This is a genomic window from Aurantimicrobium minutum (assembly GCF_002355535.1).
In the GTDB taxonomy this organism is placed as follows: domain Bacteria; phylum Actinomycetota; class Actinomycetes; order Actinomycetales; family Microbacteriaceae; genus Aurantimicrobium; species Aurantimicrobium minutum.
In genome coordinates, this window is the sequence record NZ_AP017457.1 from 1,059,396 (window position 1) to 1,085,271 (window position 25,876).

Sequence of the window (25,876 nt, forward strand, 5' to 3'; positions counted from 1 at the left end):
CGGTAGGCTAAACGGGTGAAAAGGGTGTGGGCATCTATCGGCCACTGGGCGGGACCTTTAGTAGTTCTGTTGGTGGCTGCCGGGTTGCGCCTATGGAATCTGGGCAATCCCCACTCTCTCGTTTTTGATGAAACCTTCTATGTGAAGGATGCGTGGACGCTGTGGAATAACGGTTATGAATCCACGTGGGGAGAGAACCCTGACCCGCAATTCAATGCGGGAGTCACGGATGGGTTTACCGATGACCCTTCCTATGTGGTCCACCCACCCCTGGGTAAATGGCTGATTGCCCTGGGAATGGCCGCATTTGGGCCTGCGAACGCTTTCGGCTGGCGTGTGGGTGTGGCGGTGGCCGGCATCCTCATTGTTCTTCTGGTGATGCTGATTGCACAGAAGCTTTTCCACTCAACTGTGCTGACCATGGTTGCCGGAGGCCTGATGGCCATCGATGGCCACGCCATCGTGTTATCTCGGGTGAGCCTGTTGGATAACTTTGCGGCGCTGTTCACCTTGGCAGGATTCTTATTCATCCTGCTCGATCGACGGCAGAATCTTCCACGCCTGATGGCGTGGATTTCCAGTCGAAAAGCCCAAGCAGAAAACGCAGAGGGTCCTTCGTGGGGGCCAACGCTGTGGAATAGGCCCTATCTGATCCTTGCTGGTCTGGCTTTTGGTTTGGCCTGTGGCGTGAAGTGGTCAGGTCTCTACTTCTTGGCCGCCTTTGCCGTGTATGTCGTTGTGATGGATGCGCTGGATCGGCGTCGGGCTGGGTTGCACTTTTGGCTCTCTGCTGCCGCGCTCAAACAAGCTCCTGCAACTTTTGTCTTGATGGTTCCCATCGCCGCAGTGACCTATCTTGCGACGTGGGCGGGTTGGATTCTCACCTCCGGCGGGTATTACCGCGACCTTGTCACCACCAATCCCGGCTTGCGCTGGAGCGGACCCTTGGCGTGGGCACCAGATTGGTTCCAGAGTTTGTGGGCGTATCACGTCTCCGCCTACCAATTCCATGTGGGCCTGGTCACCCCACACTCCTACCAAGCCAACCCGTTGACCTGGCTGTTGATGATTCGCCCCACCAGCATGTACTACCAGGGCGCAAGTCCGGGAGAGAACGGGTGTGACTTTGACTCCTGCTCGTCAGTGATTACTGCCATCGCCAACCCGCTCATTTGGTGGGGTGGTGCAGCTGCGGTGGGGTACCTGGTTTACCGTTTCGTCCGCTACCGCGAATGGAAGGTTGGCATCATCCTGATGGGAATGGTTGCCGGCTACGTGCCCTGGTTGATGTATCTCAACCGCACCGTTTTCCAGTTCTACGGCATCATCTTTGAGCCCTACATGATCTTGGCTATCACCTTTGTGGTGGGGCTGATTCTGCGCACAAAAGATGACTACAATCGTTCCACCGGAATAGCCATCTTGACCGTGTTGGGCATCGTGGCCGTCCTGCTGAGTATCTTCTTCTATCCGCTGTGGACGGGTATGCAGATTCCTTATTGGTATTGGCAGATCCACATGTGGCTTCCCAGCTGGATTTAAGTTGTCCCACCTACCGGACAGGATGCTTCAGTAAATATGGCACTCACCTGCCCAAGCACTCTAGGCTCAAGCTTGTGACAGCGTACGTCTCAGCCTTTGACCTGTTCTCGATAGGTATCGGTCCCTCCAGTTCTCATACTGTGGGCCCGATGCGTGCTGCCCTGGACTTCGTTACCCAGCTCAGAGCGCAAGGTCTGATTGAGAAGGTAGTCTCCGTCAACTGCAGCCTGTACGGCTCACTCGGCTCCACCGGTATAGGTCACGGCACCCCCGGTGCTGTTGTTGCCGGTTTGACTGGTCTGGCACCAGAAACCTGCATGCCCGATGAGGTTCGTAACGCGTGGGGCAACCTCGAGACCGACCCCACACTCGATCTGGGCGGAAGCCACACCATTGCCTTCACCGCAGGCGACATCAGCTTTGAGCCCCGCACTCGCCTTCCAGGCCACCCCAACGCAATGACCATTCGCGCCTTCGGAGCAGATGGCGTCCCGCTTCTCGAACAGACCTACTACTCCGTCGGTGGTGGCTTCATTCGCCGGGATGGCGAAGAAACCAGCTCCATCACCACACAATGGCCACTGCCCTATGGAACCTCAGCAGCGCTGTTGGCACTGTGTGATGTGCAGAACATGACCATTGACCAGGTCGCCATGCAGAACGAGCTTTCTCAACACACTGAGGACGAAGTCAATGCACGCCTGGATGCCATCTGGGACACCATGCATTCCTGCGTGCAATCCGGACTCACCTCGGCTGGAACTTTGCCCGGTGGGTTGAGCGTGAAGCGTCGCGCAGCTGAACTGCGCGAACACCTCGTCACTGCTGATGCTGCCAATAGCCGTGACACCACCATTGAGTGGCTGCACGCTTTTGCATTGGCCGTCAACGAAGAAAACGCAGCCGGTGGCCGCGTTGTTACTGCTCCAACCAATGGTGCTGCTGGAATTGTTCCTGCTGTTGCCAGCTACTACCTCCGTTTTGTTCCAGGTGCGAACCAGGAAGGAATCCGGCGCTATCTTCTCACCGCGACTGCTATTGGATCCCTGTTCAAATCCAATGCTTCTATCTCCGGTGCGGAAGCTGGCTGCCAAGGCGAAGTAGGCCCCGCCTGCGCCATGGCCGCAGGTGGCCTCTGCGCCGTCCTGGGTGGAACACCACGCCAGGTTGAAAACGCTGCTGAAATCGCGATGGAACACCACCTCGGTCTCACCTGCGACCCTGTGGGAGGTCTAGTTCAGATTCCGTGTATCGAGCGCAACGCCATTGCCAGCTCCACCGCAGTCAGTGCAGCACGTCTGGCTCTCCACGGTGATGGCAACCACCTGGTCTCGCTCGACACGGTGATTGAGACCATGCGTCAAACAGGTCTCGACATGTCCACAAAGTACAAAGAAACCAGCGAAGGCGGCCTCGCCGTCAACGTGATTGAGTGCTAACTAGAGCGATGTTGCAAGCTGGCGAATATCGCCAGCATGTGTGCCACAGCAGCCACCAATCAGGCGGGCTCCCTGACTGATCCAGGTCGATGCATAGGCAACAAGAGCGTCCGCGTCAGCGTTCTCCCACACTCCACTTTCTGAATTCCAGGTTCCGCCACCGTTTGCATAAATCACCACAGGCAGTTCAGTAACCGTGCGAATCTCAGCAATGGCTGCAGAAACCAAGGCAGGGTCAACGCAGTTGACGCCAATGGCCGCAATCGCCGGAGATGACGCTGCTATCTGCGCTGCCTCCGCAAGGCTGTGGCCTGCCCATAACCTTCCATCAGGTCCGATGGTGAAACTCATCCAACCCAAAGCGCCAGGGAACTCTTCAAGCGCATCCACGAGTGCCTGTGCTTCGAGGGCATCAGGAATGGTTTCAATGGCAAGCAAGTCTGGTTCTGCCTCCTGCAAGACCGCTAAGCGTTCTGCGTGGAATGCTCGAAGCACCTTACTGCTCAGACCATAGTTGCCTCGATATTCGCTGCCGTCGTGCAAGATGGCACCATAGGGCCCCACCGATGCCGCGACGAGCGCAGTGCTTCCGGCAACTGCAGAGCGGGCCACGTCAACGCTGGCGCGCAGGGCGCGGTCAGCATCTGCTGCGCTCAACCCTACTTCTTCAAATCCCGCACGGGAGATTTGATAGCTGGACGTAATCACAACCTGCGCCCCGGCATCCACATAGGCTCGGTGGGCAGCCTGAATGACCTCTGGGTTATCGAGAAGTGCTTGTGCTGTCCAGAGTGAACCTTCCAGCCTGCAGCCTTGGTGCTCGAGCTCTGTGCTCATTCCCCCGTCGATCACGACGGGGGAAGAGACAAACTTCACAAACTCATCGTGTGTCAGCATGAGCCGAGCCTAGACAGTTTTCTAACTGAGAGCAGTGGAAGTTACCTAGTTGGTCAAACCAAGGTATTCCTCAACAGGAACAGATGCCTTCTTGTTCTTGAGGAGGAGATACATCGTGATACCAGCAAGGGCCACAACAACCGCGATGATGGAGATAGTGGAGACAAATGCCGTGGTGTAAATGCCGGCCAGATCAGACGTGCTTACAGCAGCAAGATCAGAGTTTGTTGTCTGACCTGTTGCCATGTAGGACGTAATGGCATCCCAGTTGGAAACACCAGCAACAGCACCCTTCGTTGCCGAGCTCACACCAGAAAGCGTGAACAGCGAAACCATAACGGTGCTACCGGTCAAACCAAGTGCATAACCGAACTGTCCCACAGCAAGCTTGCTGGAGGTAACAGGGCCGTAGAACTTGGCAGGAGCCAAGGTAATGAACAGGTTGCCCTGGCTGGTGGCGTTCATCATCCAACCCACAGCAGCAATGATCATTCCGGGAAGGAACATCAGGTAGCTCGAGGTGGGGCCAATGATGAGGTAGCTGGCAAAACCGACAACCATGAGAATGTAGCCGGCAAAAGCGGTGGTGCGAGGTACTGAACCCTTACCAAGCAGAGCACCAGCGATAACCGAGCCAACAATTCCAGCTGCGGACATGGGCAAGCTTGCCGCACCCAGAAGAGCAGCTGGGATGTGGGTGACGTACTGCCACATGTTGGGAAGCATCTGACTCATCGATGCAGTAGCCATGTTCCAGAAGATACCCATGACCACAGCACCCAAGAATGCAGGGTGGCTCAGTAGCTTGATGGGGAAGACAGGGGACTTCGTGCGGTTTTCACGAATACCAAATGCTGCGAGTGAAATCAGAGCAACAATGATGGGGACGTAGAACGAGGGGTGGCCAAAACCATTTGTTGCACCACTAATGCCGTAGAGCAAACCAGCGATACCAATGGCCACAAACAACATGCCCAGATAGTCGACCTTCGCAGGTGGCAATTTATCAATCTTGGGCAAAATCGGCTTGACCAAGAAGAAGCCAATGGCTGAGACCACAGGAAGAATGAGGTAAGCCAAACGCCAGCTGGTTGCAATCAAGACACCAGCCAAGACCATCGCAACCACGGGGATGATTCCGTTAACAATGTTGTAGGTGGCCATTGCTGGGCCTAAAGACTTGGCGCTGGAAACGTTGCGCAGCATGCCGTAGGAAGCACCAAATGTCACACCCAGTGCAACACCGGTGATGATGCGGCCCAGAAGATAAAAGAGCACCGCAGTGTCTGCCTTGGGGTCAATCAGACCCGCGCTTGCGGTCATCAGCTGACCTGCAGCAGCAACCAGTACCGAGAGGGCAAGCAGCAAGCGGCGGCCATAGCGGTCTGCGAGCATACCTCCGGGAATAGCGGTGGCTGCAAGAGCCAGGGTCGAAATACCAGCTGCAAGCGACTGGGTAGATGCCGAGAAGTTGAGTTCATCAGAGGCCTTAACCAGTGCCAACGAAGAAAGAATGGGGTCTGCTACCTGGATTGCTCCGAGCATTCCCAGCAAAATAACTGCAGAGCGGCGAAATCCTTGCTCTGGTGCAGTAGACGACGCAGCGGTTGACGACACATTTCCTCCTAGAAAGTGGACCTGTGTAAGTGTGTCACATTAGACGGCAGGTATAAACACCCCTCGCGTAGGCTGGATAAAGACCATGGACGCCGCACTCATCACCTACCCGCCTGACTTACCCGTCAGTGAACGGCGCGAGGAGATACTGGCAGCCATCCGCGAAAACCAAGTGGTCATTATTGCTGGGGCTACCGGCTCGGGAAAAACAACCCAAATCCCCAAGATGTGCTTGGAACTAGGCCGCACGAGCATTGCCCACACGCAACCCAGGCGTATTGCTGCTCGCGCTGTTGCAGAACGCATTGCTGAGGAGCTAGGTGTAAAACTCGGTGGCCTTGTCGGCTACCAAGTGCGCTTCACTGATCAAGCAAGTGCTGAGACCGAAGTTAAAGTCATGACCGACGGCATTTTGCTCAATGCCCTGCAACGCGATCGGCTTCTCAAAAACTACGACACCATCATCATCGATGAAGCGCATGAGCGCAGCCTCAATATTGACTTTCTCTTGGGCTATCTCAAACAGATACTCCCCCAGAGACCTGACCTCAAAGTCATCATTACTTCTGCCACCATTGACCCGGAAAGCTTTGCCGCACACTTCGGCAATGCTCCGGTTATTGAAGTCTCTGGCCGCACCTTCCCCATCGAGATTCGTTACCGCCCCCTCGTCCAAGACAAGGTCAGCAGTGACGACGTCGACGATGACGAACTCGCCGATGACAAAAACACAGCGACCGCGGTACCGGAACATTCAGCACGTGATTACCTCGACAGCATCATTGCTGCACTCAACGAGCTCGATAAAGAAGCGCCCGGAGATGTCTTGGTGTTCCTCTCGGGTGAGACAGAGATTCGGGATGCTCAAGAAGCCATAGAAGGCCACATCACTGCCGGCCGGATGAAGGCCGGCACCGAAGTGCTGCCACTATATGGCCGTCTCTCCGCAGCAGATCAGCACAAAGTCTTCGAACCAAGCAAAGTTCCGGGCTTAAGAAAACGCATCATTCTGGCCACGAACGTGGCCGAGACCAGCCTCACAGTTCCTGGGATCAAATACGTCATCGATGCCGGAACAGCACGCATCTCCAGATACTCCCCGAGAGCCAAGGTGCAGCGACTTCCCATTGAGGCCATCTCTCAAGCCAGCGCCAACCAGCGCTCTGGCCGATGTGGTCGAACCAGCGACGGTATAGCAATACGCCTCTACTCCGAAGAGGACTTCGAGCGCCGCCCAGAATTCACCGACCCCGAAATCTTGCGCACCAATCTCGCCTCGGTGATTCTGCAAGCGGCCTCACTAGGTTTGGGAGACATCTCCCAATTCCCCTTCCTGCAAACACCCGATTCTCGTGGCGTGAAGGACGGCCTCGATCTCCTCAAAGAACTCGGGGCCATCCAGAACACCCCCGGGGCAACCAAACTCACCAAGATTGGTCACGATTTAGCTCGCCTACCGATCGAGCCACGCTTTGCAAGGATGGTCCTCGAGTCTCGCCACCACGGGGTCACCAGAGAAGTCATGGCAATTGTGGCAGGGCTCACAATTCAAGATCCAAGAGAACGTCCCTTAGAAAAGCGACCACAAGCAGAGCTTTCCCATGCCCGGTTCACAGACCCCACCAGTGACTTCCTCACCCTCTTAAACCTGTGGAACTATCTGGAAGAGAAGCAAAAGGAACTGTCCTCGAGTGCTTTCCGCAGGATGTGTAAAGCAGAATTCCTCAACTACCTGAGAGTGCGTGAATGGAATGACGTCTATCGCCAACTTAGAACACTCACCAAACCTTTAGGCCTCACCTTGGGTGAACCCAAGATTGATCCAGACGGCATTCACAAGTCTCTGCTGGCAGGATTGCTCTCCCACATCGGTCTCAAGCAGGTCAGTGATAACAAACTCGCAGATAAGCGCGGTCCCAACTCAAACCCACGCAAACAGCAGCATGAATACCTGGGATCACGCAACCAGAAATTTGTCATCTTCCCCGGCTCTGCCCTAGCCAAGAAACCCCCTGCAGCTGTCATGAGTGCTGAGTTGGTAGAAACAAGCAGACTCTTTGCCAGAACCAACGCAGCAATAGATCTCAGCTGGGCAGAAAAGATTGCCGGTGACCTGTGTAAGCGAAGCTATAGCGAACCACACTGGGAGAAAAACCAAGGCGCTGTTGTTGCTTATGAGCGTGTGACGCTCTTTGGTGTCACGCTCGTTGCCCACCGCAGAATGCAATATTCACGCATCGACCCTGAGCTGTGCCGTGAACTGTTCATCCGCCATGCACTCGTCGATGGCGAATGGGATTCCAAACAAGCATTCGACAGAAGCAACCGTGCGCTCCGCAGGCAACTAGAAGAACTCGAAGAACGTTCACGAAGAAGAGACATCCTCGCTGACGACGAAGTCGTCTTTGCCTTCTATGACCAACGCATCCCTGCAGATGTCTTCTCCACCCGAACCTTTGAAGGCTGGTGGAAGAAAGAAAAGAACACCAACCCCGACCTGCTCACCATGCAGCGCTCTGACCTTCTGGAAGAAACAGAAGCGGAGCATGACGAGAATGAATTCCCCTCACAGTGGGTATACGGCGACCAAACACTCACCCTGAAATATCGCTTCGAGCCGGGCCGCGAAGATGACGGCGTGACCGTTGAAGTCCCACTGCCATTGCTCGCCCGATTAGATCCAGAGCCTTTTGAATGGCTCGTTCCAGGCTTGCGTCTAGAACTGATCACCGGGCTGATCAAGACACTGCCCAAGAACATCAGACGACAGGTCGTTCCTGCCGCAGACTGGGCCGCCAAGGCAGCTGCCACGCTGCCTGAGACACCGCAGGGCAACCTCCTCACAACAGTTGCGAAAGCACTGCAAAGTCTTAGCGGAGCTCTTGTCAGCGCAGCTGACTTTGATCCGCTGCGACTTCCCGATCACCTGCGCATGACCTACAGAGTGATCGGCAGCACCGGCAAAAAACTGGGCACAGATAAAAACCTAGAAAAACTTCAACGAGGACTAGCCGAGAAAACCAGAGACGCGGTTGCTGAAGTAGCCGAGCGTGTGACCTCACCTCTAGAACGTGACGGTCTCACGAGTTGGGACTTTGATGAGCTTCCTCGAACAGTGGATGCCCAGCACGGAGGCAACACCGTGCGTGCCTATCCTGCTCTGGTAGTCACGAACCCTGGAACAGCACGCCAAGAGGTCAACATCAGACTCATGGCCACCGAGGCTGACCAGCGCAGAGAACACCCATTGGGAACTAGAGCACTCACCATCGCGGCAATTCCTTCTCCAGCAAAGTATGTTCAAGAACATCTCACTGCTGCTGAGAAACTCATCCTCACCCAGAGCCCCTATCCCAGCCTTAATGCACTCATCGCTGACGCCATTGCAGCCAGCGTGGACAGCGTTCTCTACTCCATGCGCGAAGACGGAATGATCTTCCAAAAGGCAGAGTTTGAAACTCTGAGGGACCGCGTCCAAGGCGCCATCATGGACAACATCTTTGATGCCGTCTCCCAAACAGCTCGAATACTTTCCGCGGCCAAAGAAGCCCAGAAAGCTATGTCTCAGGCAAACCCCATGACATTCCTCGCCCAACTCACCGAAGAGAAGGCTCACCTCGAGAACCTGCTGCAACCAGGCTTCATCAGCGACGCGGGACTCGCACGACTACCTCGCATACTGATTTATGTCCGCGCCATCACAATGCGCATTCAACGCATGATCGAAGACTCAGGTCGAGACAGAACAGCTTCAGTTGAACTCACTCAAGCACTCACTCTCTATGAAGCAGCAGGAGGCAAGATTCCTCTTGCCCCACACTCCCCTGCACAGATTGTCAAAGCACGCTGGATGATTGAAGAATTTAGGGTTAGCCTGTTTGCCCAATCCCTGGGCACGGCAGAACCCATCTCACTCCAGCGCATCAAGAAAGTCTTGGGATAAACAAGAACACCCCGCTCCAATGAGCGGGGTGTTCTGTTGGGAAAACTACTAGTTGCTCTGCTTGCGTCGAGCAATCAGCACCAGTGCACCACCGGTGAGAGCAAGAGCCAAACCACCGAAGAGGTATGGTGCTGCGTCAAAACCGGTTGTAGCAAGAGTTGCTGTCCACTGCGCATACAACGTTGCATTGGCAGAGAAAGGGAAACTAGCGCCATCTGCGTATGAAGTACCAGAACCATCAGCAGCAGTGTTCCAACCCGCAAATGTGTAGCCAGAACGAGTAAACGCATTCGCACTCAGAGCAGTAGCAGTACTTGCCGACTGATCAGCCATCGCACCAGAACCACCATTTGAGTTAAAGGTGACAGTTTTTGAAGCTGAAGCTGTAGTTAGTGCAATAGTTGCAAGGGTTGTGGACCCTCCGCCACTGGAAGTTTGGTAGTACGCCTCAATTCTGTAGCCACCTGCTGGTGCGCTTGCATCAAAGAGGATTGATCCAGTGGCAAAGGAGAGGCTTGCTGTACCGGCTGGATCTACGTTGTTCGGCGTAGCGTAAAAGAATGCGCGGTTAACTGTCGAGTTCAATGCGACGCAAAATCCGGAAACGGATGCTCCTGCTTGAAAAGAGATTCCAGAAGTGGAGCATTGAGTGGGGCTAGAAGCGGAAACCGTAATTGCAGAGCCAGGTGCTCCAACTTGTGTGACGAAGGATCCACCGTAAATCCGAATTCCAAATGAATAGACACTGTTCGGAAGCGAATCTAAATTAACCGTGAAGCTGCTGGTGTTGTTTCCACCGGCAACAACGACGTCCGATGGCGTGACATTCGTGGCTGCGTTTGCGGGAATCGCGGCCCCGATGGCAATAAGGAATAAAGACAAAATTGAAACGGCAAGAGCCTTGAGCGATAACTTCTGCATAGCTCCATCCTAGACAAAAGTTTTATTTTCTTTTGGGCAGAAAGCAAGAACACCCCGCTCACAAGAGCGGGGTGTTCTGTTGGGATAACTACTAGTTGCTTTGCTTACGACGAGCAATCAGCATGAGTGCTCCACCTGTGAGAGCAAGGGCTAAACCACCGTAGAGGTAAGGCGCTGCGTCAAAACCGGTAGTAGCAAGAGTTGCAGTCCACTGCGCATACAACGTTGCGTTGGCAGAGAAAGGGAAACTATCGCCGTCTGCGTATGCAGTACCAGAACCATCAGCTGCGGTGTTCCAGCCGGCGAATGTGTAGCCAGAACGAGTAAATGCATTCGCACTCAGAGCAGTAGCAGAACTTGCCGACTGATCAGCCATCGCACCTGAGCCACCGTTTGAATTGAAGGTGACAGTGTAGCTGGATGATGCTGACGCAAGGGTGACTGTAACACTGTCCACGGCTGTTCCGCTGTTACTTGACGCTAGGACGAAATCACGTGCTGCAGCCGTGTTTAGTTTGCCAACGGCGAAAGTAACAGTTTTCGCACCCGTAGGAATAGGAGCCGAAGTATTTCCATCAGATCCGTACAGGGTAATTACATTTCCCGATACGTTACATCCCGTATTAGTGATATTGATGCCAGTAAGTGTGATTCCTCCGCAAGTTGGCCCACCGAAAAAAGTAGGCGTCCAACCTGTAGGTAAAGTAATCACAAACTGGCCTGTGGCGGTAATTGTTGTTGCCGCAACAGTAATTGGATATGCGTTGGTTCCAGAAGTTCCGATTGTTCCTGTGGAAGTTACTGAAGCGGAGGTAAGTGTTCCAGCATTTGCTGGCAAAGCAGCCCCAGCAACAACAAGACCCAGAGACAAAATGGCAGCGCCGAGAGCTTTGAGAGAAAACTTTTTCATACAAATATTCTAGACAAAACTTTTAGTCTTTTGTCACCTATCGGGGTACAGAAAAGGGCCCTCCTGTAATCAGGAAGGCCCTTAACTCTGTTCGAGTATTTAGGCGGTTGCGCCGTTGGACTCGTAGCTGGTGTTGGTCGACTCGAAGAAGTTGACCAGCTGCAGGGTGTCGTTGGCGGTTGCCATCCACTTTGCAGGGTTGGAGACCTTGTAGTGGGCCTCGAAACCGAGCTCCTCGAGACGACGGTCTGCCAGGTACTTCACGTACTGGTTGATGTAGTTCGAGTTCAGACCCAAGATGCCGTTGGGGAGGAGGTCACGGTTGTATTCCTCTTCCATCTCAACTGCGTTGAGGATCATGTTGCGGATTTCTTCTGCGAACTCTGGGGTCTGCAGGTCTGGGTTCTCTTCAAGAACGGTCAGAATCAGGTTGATTCCGAACTTGAGGTGAAGAGACTCGTCGCGGACGACCCAGTCCATGAGAGATCCGAAGTTACGCAGCAGGTTGCGCTGGCGGAAGCTCAAAGCAACCATGAAGCCCGAGTAGAACCAGATGCCCTCGAGGATGACGTTGTAGGCAACAAGGTTGCGAACGAAGTCCTTCTTGCCCTCGGTGGTGGTGATGTCGAGAGTCTGCTCGGTCATGCGCTTGATGAACTTGACCTCGAACTCTTCCTTGCGCGCCATGGAAGGCACCTTGACGTGAGAGCTGTAGGCAATCTCACGGTCAATGGGGAAGGTTTCGAGAACATACTCGAAGCTCATGCAGTGGTTTGCTTCTTCCCACATCTGCTTGGCGAGGTAGAGGTGAGCCTCGGGAGCCTTGACGTAGGGGTACACGCCGAAGGCGAGTGCCTTGTTCACGAGCAGCTCGTTGGGGTTGAAGTAGCTCATCAAGAAGGTGATGGCGTGACGTTCTTCATCCGTCATCTTCTTGAAGTCAGCGATGTCTTCACCGAGCTGAATTTCGTTGGGGAACCAGGTGTTTGCAACTGCCTGGTCGTAAAGGTCCATCGCCCACTTGTAGGTGACGGGCTTAAGCATGAGTCCATCCTGGACTCCGGTACCGAGAATACCCATGGTGTTTCTCCTTAGTTCGTCGTAAAAGTGTGGTGTTTCTGTAGTGTCCCGTTTTTCTAAAGCTGATGCTCTAGTGGGGTGCGGCGGGGTTGATACAGATGGTGCTGGTGTTGCAGGGGTGTCTGTGGATGGGAGCGATCTGCCTACTGGCAGGACTCGCACTGAAGTTCGTCCATCGGGTCGACGGGAACGAAGTACTCGTCTACGGGGGTTGTGTAGTTCATTAGTTTCCACCTCCCGCTGCGCCGAATCCGAAGCCTTTACGTGCAGGTGCTGCCACAGCAGGCTCTGCTTCTGCAACAGCCGAGACTGCGTGTGGTTCTGGGTTTGAACCGGAACCGCTACCAAAGCCAAAGCCCTTCTTAGGTCCACCACTGGCGTTGATGTCTTCTGCCTTGTTCACCTTGACGGTGGACTGCTCAGCCGTGTGACGTGGCTTCATGTGCAGGTAGTAGGTGGTCTTCACGCCACGGTTCCATGCTTCGGAGTAAATCTCCATCATGTCGCCGAGGTCACGAGTTTCCAGGTACATGTTGCGGCTGATGGCCTGGTCGATCCACTTCTGTGCACGTGCCGCAACCTCGAGGAAGGAGAAGGGCGAGAGCTGGAAGCTGGTCTTGTAGACAGCCTTGATGTGGTCTGGAATCTGCGGGAGGTTCTGAACGTCACCCTGGTTACGCAGCAGGTCTTCACGAACGGTCTCCCAGATTCCGAGCTTCTGGAGGTCAGCAACAAGGTTGCGGTTGACCTCAAGGAACTTACCGGAGCTGGTTGCACGGCTGAAGATCTGTGAGAACTGGGGGTCCAGACCTGGGGTGGTTCCGGCAACAAGACCGATGGATGCGGTGGGAGCGATAGCCATCAGAGTTGCATTGCGAACGCCGCCCTTGACCTTCTTGCGCAGTGCATCCCAGTCCAGGGTGGTGTTGCGGTTGACGGTGATGGGAACACCACGGTCTGCTTCGGTGAGGTCGATGCTGTCGAAAGGTACGAGACCCTGTGACCAGCGGCTTCCTTCGAAGTTCTTGTAGGCGCCACGCTCCTGTGCGAGCTCGACCGATGCTTCGATGGCTGCGTAGGAGATGTGCTCGGTGATGACGTCGATGAGGTCATAGGCCTCTTCGGACTCGTAGGAGTAACCCATACGCTCCACAATGTCGGTGAAGCCCATGAGACCCAGACCGATGGCACGGTTTTCCTTGTTGGAGAAGTCTGCTTCATCCACAGAAGAACGTGTGATGTCGATCAGGTTGTCGAGCTGACGAACAGCAAGCTTGGCGCTTTCGGCAAGCTTGGCGAAGTCAACGGTGTTCTCGTCGGTGAGATGACGAGACAGGTTAATTGATGCGAGGTTACATACCGAGACGTTGTCCTCGTCCTGAGGCAGCGTAATTTCGGTGCACAGGTTGGAGGAGTGGATGGTTCCAGTGTTGTTGTTGAGGGCACGCAGGTTGATGGTGTCCTTCCAGGTCAGCCAGGGGTGGCTGGTGGACTGGAGGGAGATCAGGATCTGCTTGAACTGCTCGCGAGCACCAATCTTCTTGTAAAGGTGCATACGTCCTGCTTCTGCCTCGGCTACATAGAAGTTGTAGCGCTCGGAGAATGCCTTGCCGTAAAGCTCGTTGAGGTCAGTGACCTCGAGTGGGTCGAAGAGGTACCAGTCGTCATCGTTCTGGACGCGCTTCATGAACTCGTCAGAGATCCACACAGCGGTGTTCGCGGTACGGGTACGACGGTAGGGGTCACCGGAGTTCTGACGCAGGTCAAGGAACTCGGGGAAGTCCATGTGCCAGTTCTCCATGTAGAAGCAGAGAGCACCGAACTTCTTACCACCGCGGCTCACAGCACGCAGGATGGAGTCAATGGTGTGCATGAAGGGGATAGGACCGGTCGAGGTGGTGTTGTTCGAGCGGATAGGTGAACCCTGTGCACGGAGCTTGGTCACGGACAGACCGATTCCACCGGTTCCCTTGGTAAGCCACATCACGTCGCGAGTGGTCTTCGCAATGTGCTCCATGTCGTCCTGCATTTCCAGAACGAAGCAGTTAGCAAGCTGTGGGTAGATGGTTCCGGCGTTGACCAGAGTAGATCCAGCTGCGAGGTACTCAAGCTGGCTCATCTTGTTGTAGAACTTGATGGCGTGCTCGGTGGGGTTCTTCTCGTTGAGAGACAGACCCATGGAGATACGCATCCAGAAGTACTGAGGAACCTCAAGTGGGTCACCGTTACGACCCTTAATGGCGTAACGGTTGTTGAGGGTGACAACACCGATGTACTTGAGCAGGTCATCGTGGCTGGGGTCAATCTCAGCTGCGAGTGCTTCGAGGTCGAACAGTTCGGTCAGTCGAGGGTCGAGCAGACCTTCCTCGACGCCGCGCTTCATGTTCTCTGCGAAGTGGTCGCGGTGCAGCTTCTTCAGCTGTTCGGGGGTCGAGAAGTCTCCGAGTACACGCTTGTAGATGGTCTTGAGCAGCAGACGGGCAGCAACAACGTCGAATGCAGGGTCATCTTTGACGTTCTGCAGAGCAACCTGGATGACTGCTTCGTCGAGTTGCTGGGTGGTGATGCCATCAAAGAGGGTGATTTCGAGTTCGGTGGCAATCTGGGTCACCCACGCAATGTTGTCGTGGAGGCCATGTGTTGCCTCTTCAATCGCCATGTTGATCTTGTTGGCGTCATACTGTTCGCGCTGTCCATTGCGCTTTACGACAGTGATTCCCACGTCTTTTGTCTCTTCCTCGTAAATTTTCTGCTCTAGGTGCTTGACCACTATATAAGGGGTTGGCTCGAAAATGAATCCCCTACATGTTGTGGGCGTGTCATCCCCAGTTGTGGATAACTTTTCCTCGTTTGTGCACATATTCACACCGTTTTTCGTTCATTTTTTACGTGAAATACATCTTCTGGCCACCCACGGACACTCTCGCGAGGATTTTGCGCTCATTCGCACCCTTATGACCCGGCGCATAGACTGGAGAAACTGTGAAAACATATGCGGAACTGCTCAAAGTACGCGGGGTCACCCGCGTTGTTTTGTCGCAGCTTCTTGCGCGTTTCCCCCACGGAATGCTCTCTATTGCATTTCTTATCCACGTGGAACGCATTCACAACTCGTATGCCGCGGCAGGTTTAGTAGTTGGTGCCATCAGTTTGGGCGAAGCTATTGCTGGGCCGATCAGTTCTCGCTTGATGTCGCGCTGGGGCATGCGCCCCCTCCTGAGTGTGATGGCCGTGGTCGCAGTTGTGCTGTTTTGCGCCATGGCGATTATTCCTTTCTCTGTTCCGGTCATGATTCTTCTGGGCTTTATTGCCGGATGCTCTTATCCGCCGATCCAACCGGCTGTGCGCACCATCTACCCCAAACTGGTTCCTAACCGTTTGCTCACTCCCCTGTTTTCTCTCGATGCCACCGCCCAAGAAATCATTTGGATTGTTGGTCCGGTACTCACCACCTTTGTGGCGGTTCAGTTTGGCAGCACCGAGGCAATTCTGACCGCGATGGCATTCCTTGCCGTGGGTGGGGCATGGTTCATTACTTCACCCTCAGTAGGTCAGGTTCGTATTCCACCGAGCAAGCGCCGTCTCGGAGGGGTACTCACTCGCTCACCCGTCATTATTTCCATGACGTTAGGGCTCACCCTGGTGGCAACATTCTCTGCTGTTGAGGCAGGAATTATTGGTCTATTCGGGAAAGAGGGCCCTGAGGCTGGCTGGATTCTGGCAATCTACGCCCTGGGTTCGCTGGTTGGCGGCCTCGCCTGGGGTCACCGGGAGATTGCGCCCTGGTCTCTAACTCGCAGACTCTTAGTCATCACTGGCGGGTTAGTCGCAGCAACTTTCGCAAGCGACTTTTGGTGGCTGTCGTTCACCCTGTTTATTTCTGGGCTTGGAGTTGCCCCCGCGCTCACGGTTCTGTTTACAAACATCAGCGCAACCATGAAATTCAGCGAGACAGCCGAATCATATGCATGGATTGGGACAGGTCAGCTCATTGGTGTTGGTGTGGGTGCGGCTGTAGCCGGTTTCTGCATAGACCATTTCGGAGCACCCTCTGCCATCATTGCTGCAACAGCTTTTGCCGTTATCACGGCACTCGGTGCCGTAGTCACCTATCGATGGAGCCCCGACCTCCGAGGCACGACGGGAGTTCCTCTGCCCGATACAGGCCCGGTCGAAACAATCAGCTAGCTCTGCTGGCTTAGAGGGCGAGTGAGGCTCTGCGAAATGCTTCAGTCAGAATCTCGGGGCTAGTTCCCATATTGACGCGGATGTGACCTTCGCCGCCGGGACCAAAAACGTGCCCGCTACTAAAGGCAACCTTGCCCTTTTCTAAGAACACCTGTCCTGGGTCATCACCGAGGCCCAGCGCACGGCAGTCCACCCACGCTAAGTAGGTTGCCTCCACGGGAGTGTATTTGGCGCCAGGAAGGAAGGTGGTCACCAGTTCCGTGACGAGGTGGCGGTTGCGATCGATGTCTTTATTCACATCGGCCAGCCACTGGTCTCCTCCGTTCAAAGCGGCAAAGTGAGCAATAGTGCCCAGATGGCTGGGGCCTTCCAAATACTTGGACTTCATGGAACGAACAAACTCAGACGAAGCCGGGTTGGTCACAATGAGCGCTGCCTTCAACCCGGCAAGGTTGTATGACTTGGAGGCGCTGGTTACCACAATGGCATCAGCTGCTTCAGGAATGTCCAAGATAGAAACGAAGGTGTACCCAGGCATAGTCAGCGGAGCGTGAATCTCATCCGAGAGAATACGAATGCCGTGCTTGGCAGCCAAGGTTGCCAGCATGGTGAGCTCTTCACGGGTGTGAACAGCACCACCCGGGTTGTGAGGGTTGCTGATCAGCACCATGCCACCCTTGCCCAGAGCTGCTGCTTCAGTAAATGCCTTCTCTAGGCTTTCTGCATCGAAACGACCTTCAGCGGTTAATGGAGCATTCACCACTGTTCTGCCCGTACCGCCGACAATCATGGCGAAGGGGTAATAGACAGGAGGAGTCAACACAATCGGCGCCCCCGGTTCTGTCAGTTCCAGAATGACCGAGGTCAAGCCACGAATGACATCAATAACAGGGAGGGTGTAGGCGGGATCTACGTTGAGGTCCCAGTGACGCTTCGAATACTCCGCGAAAGCTTCACCATAGGCATCTCCGTGGGCATAGCCGGTGTCGCCTTCGGTCAGTGCGGCATTGACTGCCTCGGCGACAGACGGCGCAATAGTGCTGTCCATCTCCGCCACCCACAGCGGCAACACATCCGGCCCGTATTGTCTCCACTTAGCGCTGGTGCGGGTGCGAAGCTGGTCGAGGGAATACGTGGTGAACGGAGTTGCCATGTCCTTCAGCCTAGGGCTGGAGGCGTGTTATCTGCCAGAGGCCATCTACAAGGTCGTATCGGATACGATCGTGGAATCTCATAGAACGTCCCTGCCAAAACTCAATGGCATGCGGCTCCACATGAAAAGCACCCCAGTGTTCTGGCCGGGGAACAGTCGTGCCTTCTGGATACTGCTTCTCGAGTTCAGCCAGCTGCGCATCAAGTTCTGCGCGCGAGGCAATCGGCTCAGACTGATTACTCGCAGCGGAGGCAAGCTGCGCGCCCTGTGGGCGCCTGTTCCACATTTCATCGCTCAGGGCATCACTGGCTTTGATCGCGGTGCCATAAACGATCACTTGGCGCTTGAGGCTATACCAGGGAAACAACAGGGAAATACTGGGGTTGGCCAGGAGCGCCTTGCCCTTACGTGAGGTGTAGTTGGTGACAAATTGGAAACCACTCTCGTCTAAACCTTTGAGCAAGACTGTGCGGGAACTCACGCTGCCATCGGGGTCAATCGTGCTGGCAACCATCGCGTTCGGTTCAAAAATATCTTCTGCTTCAGCCTGGGTGAGCCACTGCGCAAACTGCTCGAGAGGGTTTGCCAGGGCAATGTTCTCATCGAAGGGAACATTGCCATAGTCGGTGTGACGCGAAAGAGATTCCATGGTTAGGCCTTTGGTTTGAGTTCGCCACGAATGAGCTTGTGCTGTGCGGCTTGGGCAACGGGACGGATCGTAATCATGTCCATGTTCACGTGTCCTGGAAGCTCAAGTGCGTGCACGATAGCTTCGGCAACATCTTCGGCAACCAGTGGTGCTTCTACCCCTGCATAGAGTGCCTCAACTTTGCTGGTGTCACCTGCGAGACGGTTGAGTGCAAACTCGTCGGTCTTGACCATGCCCGGGGCAATCTCCATCACGCGGATGGGCTCACCGGCAAGCTCGAGGCGCAAGACTCCCACCACAGCGTGGGCAGCAAACTTGGCTGCGTTATATCCACCGCCACCCTCATAGGGAACAAAACCAGCTGTGGAGGTCACTGTCATAATGTCGGCGTGCCCACCAGCAGCCGCCTGGCGTAGCAGCGGCAGCAGGGCACTAGTCACCCGCTGCACACCCAACACATTCACATCAAACATCTTTTGCCAATCGGCAGGATCGCTTTCTTCCACGCTGGATGCGCCAAAAGCGCCACCGGCATTGTTCACCAGCGCGTGCACAGGACCGGAGTGAGCGAGGAAATCCCGGAGAGAGTCAACATCCTCTTGCTTGGTCACATCAGCAACGAAGGTGCTGATCCCAGCATCTGCTTCGAGTTCAGCGAGGCGGTCTGCACGGCGGGCAACACCCACCACATTCCAGCCGTGCTGGGCAAAAAGCCGGGCGGTAGCCTGGCCGATACCTGAACTAGCTCCAGTAATGACTACGCGACGAGTGCTCATAGAGCAAATGTACCGCGGAAGTCTGAGCGGATTTACTTAACCGGCGCGACGACGACGCAGAACTGCGTCCAGATCGAGCTCTGCAGATGCAGTGGTGTCCACCACACCCATACCAGCTAGGCGTGAAGCAACCTCTGGTGCAGGTGCTTCGGTACGAACAGGAGGAGTGGTTGCGGTACGTCGCAGCTGTTCAAGTCCAGCCTGATCCATGCTCATGCGCTCAACCAGTGCAGATTCTTGTGCAGATTGACGCATGCGCTCGGCAGCAATCTGTGATTGCACGACCGCCTGCGACAGCGTGCCCTCAGACAGGTGCAAGGGACGTGGCAGCGCAGTAGGAGTCCAGCTTCGTGACACCTGTGCAGGCTTGAAGTGGGACTGGTCAAAGAATTCAGAGGCGTAACGGTTCGACGCCGCAGGTGCTGCCTGAACGGTGGTCGAAGAAACGACAACTTCTTGGATAACCAAAGCAAGAGCGAACGCGAGGCACGAAATAGCGAGGGTTTCCCAGCTTCCGCCGGTTGCCAAGATGATGGACCCAGCAATGATGCCGACCACTGTTGCAGCTAGGAAAAGGGCACTGGCAAGACGGTTGCGGCGAGCGCGGCGAGCGGCAATGACGGCTTGCTCGTCATAGCCCACAGCACGTGCTGCTGCCTGGCGCATTTCTGCGCGGGCTGCTGCTTCGGCTTGTCGGAGGACACGCTTTTGTTCGATCACGGCGCGAGCTGAAGCTTCCACGCGAATCTCCTCAGGGACATCGGCAGTTTCTGCCAGAGCGCGGATGGTTTGCTGCATGCGCACGGCGTTGCGTTCGGTCGCATCGAAGTTCTTGCGACGTAAGTAGGTAGGGATGAGATACATAATCCACAGGGCGGCCGCGATTGCGAATACCAGCCCTCCGCCAAGAAAATCACCACTCATGACTTCTAAGGTACGAGTGAATCGAGCCGGAGTGCTTTAAGCCCGGGGTGTGTTGTCTGAGGTGGGTTAGCCCAGTAAGTCGTAGTCAGCTGCCGGAACGGTGCCGATTCCTTCGGGAACCATGCCGCTCTTCCATCTCTCGAGCACTCCACCGGGGACTTCTTCCTGGGTGAGGGCAAAAGCAAAGTGGTCGCGCCAGTCTCCGTTGATGTGGATATAGCGGCGGCGTAGACCTTCGTAGCGGAAGCCGAGTTTCTCCACGATTCGCAGCGAGGCGGTGTTTTCTGGACGGATGCAGATTTCCATCCGGTGGAGTCCGAGGTTGTGCAGGCAGTAGTCGGTGGCAAGTGCAACAGCAGTGGGGGTCACACCTTGGCCGGCAACGCGCTCGGCAACCCAATAACCCAGCTGTGCCGAGGAGAGCGAGCCATAGGCAATGGCGGAAACATTGAGCTGGCCCACCAATTCCCCGTCGTATTCAATGGCGAAAGGAATACCTGCCCCCACGCGTGCGTGGGCGAGCAGGTTGCGTATTCCTGCTTTGGTGTCGAAGCTAACAAAGCTTTGCGGAACAGTGGCTTCCCACTGGCGCAACCAGGCACGGTTGCGCATGAGTTCTTCTTCGAGCTTTTTGGCATCACGAGTTTTGATTCCCCGAATACTCACACGGCCTTCACGCAGTGTGGGAATGATGGCTGCCATGTCTCTAAGCCTAACCACAGGAGTGTGCTTCTTGGCTGGCCAATAGAATATGGATATGTCTGAGGATCTGGTTACTGCAAAGCAGGCTTTGCGCGCCGAGATTCGTGACCGTCGTCGCGTGATGCCTCAGCATGAACGTGATGAGGCCACCGCAAAGCTCACTGAACACCTCAAGAATCTTGTGGCCGCACGGGGCGTGAAACGCCTATCGTGCTATTTGGCAACACCGAGTGAACCCGAAACCAGGCCTTTTCTTTCCTGGGCTTATGACAACGGAATTGAAGTCCTTTTGCCAGTGAGCCGCGATGACGGTTTATTGGACTGGGCTATCGCCAATGACTCCCCCGATGAGAACGTAGGCCTATACGGAATTCCCGAACCCACCGGTGAACTCATTGGCCCCATCGCCATCAACGATGTTGACCTGATTATTGTTCCGGCTTCTGCCGTGGACAAAAAGGGTGTGCGCATGGGCTGGGGTCGCGGCTATTTCGATAAGACCCTGGGCTCGATGGGGAAACGCCCACCTGTTTATGCTCTTGTTTTCGACAGTGAATATGTTGATTCTCTGCCTCAGGAAGTACACGACCAACCGGTGACCGGTGTGGTTACCCCTTCCGCCCTGATTACCTTCTAACGCGACTCATTCGGAGATCTTGTGCCTACTTACTCTTACCGTTGCACGCAGTGCGATAACGCGTTCGATATTCAACAGTCCCTCAGCGAGGACAGCCTGACCGAATGTCCCAGCTGCACAGGAAAGCTGCGCAAACTGTTCAACATGGTCGGGGTGACCTTCAACGGTTCGGGTTTTTATCGAACCGATTCACGTCAAAGTTCAAGTGGTTCTTCCACTGGCAGCAGTGGAAGCAGTAGCTCCTCTGGTGGAAGTAGTTCTTCGACGAACTAACCCCAGTGGGGTGGCTTATCTCGTTTGAGCTGTTCGTCGTTGCTGAGCTGACGCTCTGCCCAATCTTCACCGGTCTCCTCGAGTGGAGAATCCACAAAAGCTGGGTCGACTGTGGCACCTTCTGGTTGCCACTGAACTCGGCGGTTGGTGCGCGAACGAGGCTTGGGCTCTTGTTCAGGCTGGGTAGGCATTATTTCTCGGGCAGATCAATCGGTGCCGTGATGGCATCAGGTTCACTGCCTGGTGCAGAGGTGACTTCCGTGATGGTGACATCTTCTTCGATGATGTCTTCAACCAGGACGGTGTCGCCCACCTGCTCAATGACGACCGTTTCGCGCAGCTCGATGGTGATCTCTTCTTCGACAACTTCGCTGTCGGCACTGTCCACAACGGTTTCTACCTGAGTTAAATCGATTGGACCAGTGAATTGGTCGTCTTCTGTTGGCTCCACGCCGATCAGTGCCGCAACGCGTGTGGCAACGGCTTCGGGGTCAGCGAAAAGTTCAAAAGCGTGAATACGGATGTAGTGCCATCCGAGACGACGCAGCATTTCTGGACGCAAACGCAATGATTCACGCAGTGAGCCCTTAGCGAGAACTGCATCGGTCTCCACTGCAACAGCTCGGCCTTGATAGGAGGCAGCCAGAGCAATCTCGCCGGCATGGTTGAGAGAGACGTGCAGCCCACGACGCTGCAAGCGCTGAGCCAAATCAATGAGCATGGGTTCTGGTGAGTCTGTGCCCAGCTCAGTGGTGTGAGGCTTTTCTGTCTCAGTGAGAACTTCAGCCAGGGCACGCATTCCGTCGGAGAGGCGACTTTCATCGATGTCACCGGGACGGAAGCAGGAAACAATCTCCATGGAGCGGCGAGCACGCGTCATACCCACGGCGAGCAAACGCTCACCGCCGGGAAGTGCAAGGGCACCAAAGTCAGACAGCAGTCGACCGTGTGGGGTGCGACCGTATCCAATAGAGAAGATCACTCGGTCACGGCTTTGTGCAACGGCCTGTTCAAGCGTCATCACGGCGAAGGATTCAGCACGGTCCTCAAGAATGAACTCGACTAAATCGGGACGACGAGCAAACGCCGAGAGCACAGACTGTTCAACGCGAACCGCATGCTTGGGGCTTGCGGTAATAACCATGAGAGATTCGGTGGGGCGCTCTGCAGCATGCTCAAGAACAAGCTCCACCACGCGTGAAACTTCCGCGTCCACACTTTCCACTGCACCGGTGGAAGAGTCCGGCATGCCTGTTCCGTCGGCGATGTAGTGCAGGCGCAGACTGGAGTGGCCCAGGAAGGTTCCGGCCCAGGGCAAAGAGGAAATCTTTCCACCATAGAAGCGGCGGTTAACAACATCGGCGAGGTCTTCACCACCGGCACGGTAACTCTTCGTGAGTGTGCGTGCTGGCAGAATGCCACTGAACTGTGCCAGAGCAGATTTACTGTGCCAGGCGTCGGCGTCGGTCACCGGCGGAAGAGGGTTTTCAAATTCCCCCATACCGGTTTCAAAACGGGACGGAGTCTGAGTAACAGGATCACCAAAGACCACAACGCTACTGCCGCGACGAATCGCCCCAGCGTTCTCGGCAACCGTGGTTGCACCGGCATCAACGAGGAACACGGCATCAAAACTGACAGTGTCAGGAATGAGGTGGGCCTCATAGGGTGAGCACAGCCACACTGGCGCAATCGACTTGGCCAAACGTGGAGCAAGTTCAACAAGTTCTTGTGGGCTGAGGTAGTCACCGCGCAAAGCCTGACGTAAACGCTCTGCTTCATCGGGAAGATCAACTAGGCCGATCTTCCACAGTTCAGCTAAACGTGCGGCAAGGAGTCCGCCGTTTGCGGATGCGTGAGCGTCGTCAACCAGGCGGAAGTCTGATTCGAGACGATCCAGAATGCTCGTGTTAGCACCGAGCAGTGCCTTATCGGAGGTGAGCATGCCCTCGAGCACAGACTGCCACCAGGCGAGTTCGAGTTCGTCTGCGACTTCTTCTTCGGGGACATGACGTGCAGAAAGGTCCGCGAGGAGAACATCCAGATCAAGCTCACGCAGGTGAGCCAAGAGCGCGGTGCGCTCTTGCAAGTTATTGAGAACTTCCGACTCTGCTGCCAAACCTGAAACCTTATTGGTTAGTGCAGCGATAGGAAGCTTGAGGAAAGACTGTTCTGTGCCGTTGAGTCCAAGTGCAATATCAAGAACTACAAGCTCGGCAACGACCTTGTCGTAGGCGCTTTGCAGATCTGCAATACCAACGGGAACCTCGGGAACAGCACCGGCCACAACATAGCGCTGCCAGAGCACGCGCTGCTGTTGAATCTCGATGAGCGCCTCGTGCATGTCAGGAACGTTTGCTCCAGGGCGCACATATTCGTAGGCAAGCTTTTTCAGGCGACGACGATCTCCACCGCTCATGCCACTACCGCGTCCAGAGGTCGCGGTGATGAGTTCTGTCAGTGGGCGGTCATAAACCGAGGGCAAGAACTTATCGAGCGTTTCGCGAATATCAACGAGCAAGGTGATGTAGGTACCGAGTTCTTCGAGGTTCTCGAAGGGACGCATCTTGGTGCGGCCAAAGACTTCCTCAGCACGCTCAAGCAATTTAGGAAGCTCAGTTTGGTGAAGACGCTTCGCCTGCTCGTGTGCTGCGGTGGTCTCCTCCGCAGTGGGGAAGTTTGCTCCGTACCATGGTGAGTCATCAGGGCCGTAACGGAATTCACCCAGGGCTGCCGCCTTGATGAGACTTGCTGCTGCTGCCGGCCTGGAGTTAGCTAGTCCTTCAATTGCGCGGCGAGGCAAGCGTGCAGTGGTGGAAGGCGGCGTGGGAAGCAAGCTCAGGTGCGAGAGTTGCTCGAGTGCATCCAATACCGAAACACCCAACACGTCGTCTTTGCGAGTGAGTGAGCCGCGGTAGTCCAGCAGAACCTTGCGCAAACGAAGCAGGGCGTCGTCCACGTCGGTGACGTTGGGACGTGTTGCTTTCTCATTGCGCAAGATGGCGTTGATGAGATCGCGACGCAGGGTTCGTGGTGAAACAGTGAGACCTTCGAGACCGACCTGTGCCAGGCGGTGCTGCACAGAATCCAAACTGGAGCGACGGGCACCCACCACCAGCACACGCTTGTGTGCAGCAGTGAGAACACCGATGGCGTTCACGATGGTCTGTGTTCCACCGGTTCCTGGAAGAGTTTTGACCACCATGGAATTACCGGCGGCAATTTCTGCCACGATGCTCTCTTGTTCTGAATCAGCATCAAGAAGGAGGGTGTCAGTTGCTGGGGGGCGCTCATCCTGACCGATAACCACAGCTTCTTTATGGCTTTCAGTCAAACGAGTGCGGGCGGTGATGTTGCCAGCCAGGGCATCCAAGATGGGGTGTGCCAGGTCACGAACGTCAGCAACCATCGCAGCAGAGAGATCAGCAAAGCTGGAGGCAACCAGTCGAGGCTCGACCTCGAAACTGGGGACATGTTGGGTCAGTCCGCGCAGGCGCTCCATCACCGGCAGCGGGTTGAACATGCCATCAAGGTTGGCCAGCGCCACGAAAGAGTCCGCATCTAAGGCAATACCCAATTGGCTCTCGAGAGCGCGAGCTAATTGTGGGTTGAGGAAAGGCTGGCCACTGAGTTTGAGTTCAAAATCTTTGCCATAGCGACGCAAGGTCATCGGGCGCAGCAGGACCGGGCCACAATACTCTCGGTCTTGGAACGTCCACTTGGCAATGCCAAGAGCCAAATAAACAGATTCGATACTGCGCATGGAACGCAGTTCGGTGCACTTAGCCGTCACGGCTGCCGCAGCCAATCTGGCATTGCGCAGAGCAAACTCTTCGCGAATCAAACTTGAGAGCAAGGTGGGCTTGCCAGAAATAAATGAGGGCAAACCGCCAGGGTGAATTGAGGTGAGTTCAATCCTGGTGCGGGGAGTGTCCACAAATTGAATCAGTGGTGAGGTACCACCAACCACGGAAAGTTCTTCACGCCACTGGTTCCACACTGGCTCTGCAACGTTGATGTTGGAGAGTGCGGAGTTGAGGCTGCCGGCCGTGGGAGCAAGCAGATCTACTGCTTCATCTTTCTCAGCAGAGAGCTCAGGAAATGGGTCGTCATCGAGAGAGATCTGCTCGCCAATATTCGAGGCAGTCTCTTCTGGTTCTAACGACTCGTCGTCAGAGCGTCGATTCCGTGGCCACACATCAAAAACACTATGTCTGCAGGGGGA

19 protein-coding genes are annotated in these 25,876 nt (G+C 55.2%); 6 read left to right on the forward strand and 13 right to left on the reverse strand.

The annotated features are described in order from the left end of the window. Window positions 1-15: 15 nt before the first annotated feature. Both AUMI_RS05185 and AUMI_RS05190 read left to right on the forward strand, forming a co-directional pair. Window positions 16-1,542, forward strand: coding sequence for a dolichyl-phosphate-mannose--protein mannosyltransferase (locus AUMI_RS05185; RefSeq protein WP_096382090.1), 1,527 nt, complete (start codon window positions 16-18; stop codon window positions 1,540-1,542). A gap of 74 nt (window positions 1,543-1,616) precedes the next feature. Then, window positions 1,617-2,981 carry an L-serine ammonia-lyase gene (locus AUMI_RS05190; RefSeq protein ID WP_096382092.1) on the forward strand — a complete coding sequence of 455 codons (1,365 nt, stop codon included), beginning with the start codon at window positions 1,617-1,619 and terminating at the stop codon, window positions 2,979-2,981. Here the strand turns inward: AUMI_RS05190 and mmuM are convergent, their stop codons facing one another. Beyond that, window positions 2,982-3,878: a homocysteine S-methyltransferase gene (mmuM, locus tag AUMI_RS05195; protein ID WP_096382095.1), complete on the reverse strand. Its 897-nt coding sequence runs from the start codon at window positions 3,876-3,878 to the stop codon at window positions 2,982-2,984. A 45-nt stretch (window positions 3,879-3,923) separates the two neighbouring features. Continuing rightward, window positions 3,924-5,495 (reverse strand): MFS transporter, encoded by a 1,572-nt coding sequence (locus AUMI_RS05200; protein WP_096382097.1) that lies wholly within the window; start codon window positions 5,493-5,495, stop codon window positions 3,924-3,926. An 85-nt stretch (window positions 5,496-5,580) separates the two neighbouring features. Between AUMI_RS05200 and hrpA the strand changes: the two genes are divergently transcribed. Continuing rightward, window positions 5,581-9,438: an ATP-dependent RNA helicase HrpA gene (gene hrpA / locus AUMI_RS05205; RefSeq protein ID WP_096382100.1), complete on the forward strand. Its 3,858-nt coding sequence runs from the start codon at window positions 5,581-5,583 to the stop codon at window positions 9,436-9,438. Window positions 9,439-9,486: 48 nt separating this feature from the next. Here the strand turns inward: hrpA and AUMI_RS05210 are convergent, their stop codons facing one another. The 4 genes from AUMI_RS05210 to AUMI_RS05225 all read right to left on the reverse strand — a co-directional run bounded on the left by AUMI_RS05210 (window position 9,487) and on the right by AUMI_RS05225 (window position 15,071). Beyond that, window positions 9,487-10,359 (reverse strand): InlB B-repeat-containing protein, encoded by an 873-nt coding sequence (locus AUMI_RS05210; RefSeq protein WP_096382104.1) that lies wholly within the window; start codon window positions 10,357-10,359, stop codon window positions 9,487-9,489. A 91-nt stretch (window positions 10,360-10,450) separates the two neighbouring features. Continuing rightward, a complete protein-coding gene (locus AUMI_RS05215) occupies window positions 10,451-11,269 on the reverse strand; it encodes an InlB B-repeat-containing protein (RefSeq protein WP_096382106.1) in 819 nt (272 codons plus the stop codon). Window positions 11,270-11,368: 99 nt separating this feature from the next. Next, window positions 11,369-12,349, reverse strand: a complete 981-nt coding sequence (locus tag AUMI_RS05220) for a ribonucleotide-diphosphate reductase subunit beta (protein ID WP_096382109.1) — start codon at window positions 12,347-12,349, stop codon at window positions 11,369-11,371. Window positions 12,350-12,572: 223 nt separating this feature from the next. Next, window positions 12,573-15,071, reverse strand: coding sequence for a ribonucleoside-diphosphate reductase subunit alpha (locus AUMI_RS05225; RefSeq protein WP_148664054.1), 2,499 nt, complete (start codon window positions 15,069-15,071; stop codon window positions 12,573-12,575). A gap of 260 nt (window positions 15,072-15,331) precedes the next feature. On the opposite strand from AUMI_RS05225, the gene AUMI_RS05230 reads away from it, so the two are divergent. Continuing rightward, window positions 15,332-16,537, forward strand: coding sequence for an MFS transporter (locus tag AUMI_RS05230; RefSeq protein WP_096382114.1), 1,206 nt, complete (start codon window positions 15,332-15,334; stop codon window positions 16,535-16,537). A 10-nt stretch (window positions 16,538-16,547) separates the two neighbouring features. On the opposite strand, the gene AUMI_RS05235 is transcribed toward AUMI_RS05230, so the two are convergent. From AUMI_RS05235 to AUMI_RS05255, 5 genes are all read right to left on the reverse strand, one after another. Next, a complete protein-coding gene (locus AUMI_RS05235) occupies window positions 16,548-17,690 on the reverse strand; it encodes a MalY/PatB family protein (protein WP_096382116.1) in 1,143 nt (380 codons plus the stop codon). A gap of 10 nt (window positions 17,691-17,700) precedes the next feature. Beyond that, on the reverse strand, window positions 17,701-18,339 hold the full coding sequence (gene pdxH, locus AUMI_RS05240; protein WP_096382119.1) for a pyridoxamine 5'-phosphate oxidase: 639 nt from the start codon (window positions 18,337-18,339) through the stop codon (window positions 17,701-17,703). Between the two features lie 2 nt (window positions 18,340-18,341). Further along, complete coding sequence (locus AUMI_RS05245) at window positions 18,342-19,115, reverse strand: SDR family oxidoreductase (protein ID WP_096382121.1); 774 nt, start codon at window positions 19,113-19,115, stop codon at window positions 18,342-18,344. A gap of 36 nt (window positions 19,116-19,151) precedes the next feature. After that, the gene (locus tag AUMI_RS05250) at window positions 19,152-20,039 is read right to left on the reverse strand and encodes a hypothetical protein (RefSeq protein WP_096382124.1); all 888 of its coding nucleotides are present in this window, start codon (window positions 20,037-20,039) and stop codon (window positions 19,152-19,154) included. A 66-nt stretch (window positions 20,040-20,105) separates the two neighbouring features. Further along, complete coding sequence (locus AUMI_RS05255) at window positions 20,106-20,741, reverse strand: GNAT family N-acetyltransferase (RefSeq protein ID WP_096382126.1); 636 nt, start codon at window positions 20,739-20,741, stop codon at window positions 20,106-20,108. Between the two features lie 55 nt (window positions 20,742-20,796). Here AUMI_RS05255 and AUMI_RS05260 point away from each other — a divergent pair, with 55 nt between their 5' ends. Then, the gene (locus tag AUMI_RS05260; protein WP_096382129.1) at window positions 20,797-21,378 is read left to right on the forward strand and encodes a 5-formyltetrahydrofolate cyclo-ligase; all 582 of its coding nucleotides are present in this window, start codon (window positions 20,797-20,799) and stop codon (window positions 21,376-21,378) included. Window positions 21,379-21,399: 21 nt separating this feature from the next. After that, window positions 21,400-21,651, forward strand: coding sequence for an FmdB family zinc ribbon protein (locus AUMI_RS05265; protein ID WP_096382131.1), 252 nt, complete (start codon window positions 21,400-21,402; stop codon window positions 21,649-21,651). Here AUMI_RS05265 and AUMI_RS05270 read toward each other — a convergent pair. Next, window positions 21,648-21,842, reverse strand: a complete 195-nt coding sequence (locus AUMI_RS05270) for a hypothetical protein (protein ID WP_096382134.1) — start codon at window positions 21,840-21,842, stop codon at window positions 21,648-21,650. The genes AUMI_RS05265 and AUMI_RS05270 overlap by 4 nt on opposite strands. Beyond that, window positions 21,842-25,849 (reverse strand): AAA family ATPase, encoded by a 4,008-nt coding sequence (locus AUMI_RS05275; protein WP_197702052.1) that lies wholly within the window; start codon window positions 25,847-25,849, stop codon window positions 21,842-21,844. Before AUMI_RS05275 ends, AUMI_RS05270 begins: the two co-directional genes overlap by 1 nt. Window positions 25,850-25,876: the final 27 nt, after the last annotated feature.